General features: G+C 23.6%; 1 protein-coding gene. It reads left to right on the top strand.

From position 1 onward, the window contains the following. Positions 1 to 440 precede the first annotated feature (440 nt). The gene (gene aroC, locus BGI41_RS07970; RefSeq protein ID WP_088540168.1) at positions 441 to 1,541 is read left to right on the top strand and encodes a chorismate synthase; all 1,101 of its coding nucleotides are present in this window, start codon (positions 441 to 443) and stop codon (positions 1,539 to 1,541) included. Positions 1,542 to 1,734 lie beyond the last annotated feature (193 nt).

Genomic DNA, 1,734 nt, shown 5'->3' with positions numbered 1-1,734 from the left:
AAATAGCTAAAAAAACCAAAAAAATAAGAAAATAAAAACCAAAAAATAGCTAAAATATAATATAATACATTAAAATAAAAAAATAAATCATATATAAAGTTTAGAGTTTAAAAAATATTAGATAAAAAATTATAGGTTTTAATGAATAAGGAGTAAAGAATAATTTTGTGTTTATATTTGTTCAAAAATAAAAAAAACCTAATATCTTTTAAACTCACTACTAACTTATGTTTTCTTACTATATAAATATTTAGGTTTTAGTATACTTTGGTTATTAAAAAATAAATAAAAAAGTAATACAATTTTTATAAAATGTAGAAAAATTGTAAAAAAATATTAAAAAATACAATTAAATAAAAAATTAAAAAATATAAGTAATAAAAAATAAAAATTTAATTAAAAAATATAGATTTAATTAAAAAACTTTAAAAGGAAATAATATGTCAAACACTACTGGAGAAATATTTAGAGTAACAAGTTTTGGTACTAGTCATGGAAAAGCTATAGGTGCAATTGTTGATGGATGTCCAGCTAATCTTGAATTAAGTAAAGAAGACATTCAAAAAGAACTTGATAAACGTAAACCAGGAACAAGTAAATTAACAACACCACGTAAAGAATCAGATGAAGTAGAAATATTATCTGGAATATTTAATGGAAAAACAGATGGAACACCAATATGTTGTGTTGTATACAATAACAATCAAAAATCAAAAGATTATAAAAGTATTAAAAATACACCACGTCCAGGACATGGAGATTATGGTTGGATCAGTAAATATGGTAATTACAATTACAATGGTGGTGGACGTGGAAGTGGACGTGTAACAATTGGTCATGTAATTGGAGGAGCAATAGCAAAAAAATTACTTTATGAAACCTATAAAATCAAAGTAATCTCCCATGTAATACAAATTGGAAATATAAAAGCTAATCATACAGATATTAGTAAAATTGAAGAAAATACAAATAAAAATCCAGTAAGATGTTCTGATTTAAAAACTGCTAAAAAAATGGAAAATCTTATTCTTGAAAAGAAAGCTGAAGGAAATTCAGTAGGCGGTATTGTTGAAACAATAGCAATAGGAGTACCTGCAGGTATTGGAGAACCAGTATTTGGAAAATTAGACGGAGATATTTCTAAAGCACTTATGGAAATTGGTGCAGTAAAAGGTGTTGAAATAGGAATTGGATTTGATGCTGCAAAAGCAACAGCTGCAGATATTAATGATGAATTTTATTATAAAGATAATAAAGTTTATACAAAAACAAATAATTCTGGAGGTATACTTGGAGGAATTTCCAATGGAATGCCAATAATTACAAGAATTGGAGTTAAACCTACACCATCAATTTCAATAGATCAAGAAACAATAAATATTGAAGAACATAATAATTGTAAAATAAATATTAAAGGAAGACATGACCCATGTATCTGCCCACGTATTACTACAGTTAGTGAATCTGCAATAGCAATGGTTCTTGCAGATCATATGATACGTTCAGGATACATACATCCAAATAATATTGAAAAACAATAAAAAGGTTTTTAATAATTTTTAATTAAAAACCTTAAAAAAAAACTAATTTTAAAATAAATCCACAAAAACAACAAACCTTAAAAAAAAACTAATTTTTAGAAAAATATTTTAAAAAAATAAGTAAAAAATAATCTAAAAAAGATTATATAAAAAACTAATTTTAAAAAAGATTTTAATAATAAAAAAGAATATT

This window comes from Methanobrevibacter sp. 87.7, from assembly GCF_002208625.1.
GTDB lineage: Archaea > Methanobacteriota > Methanobacteria > Methanobacteriales > Methanobacteriaceae > Methanarmilla.
This window is presented reverse-complemented; position numbering and strand designations above follow the sequence as displayed.

What these genes read in the sequence shown, in the direction of transcription:
- aroC (WP_088540168.1), top strand. Translation starts at nt 441, where the DNA reads ATGTCAAACACTACTGGAGAAATATTTAGAGTAACAAGTTTTGGTACT.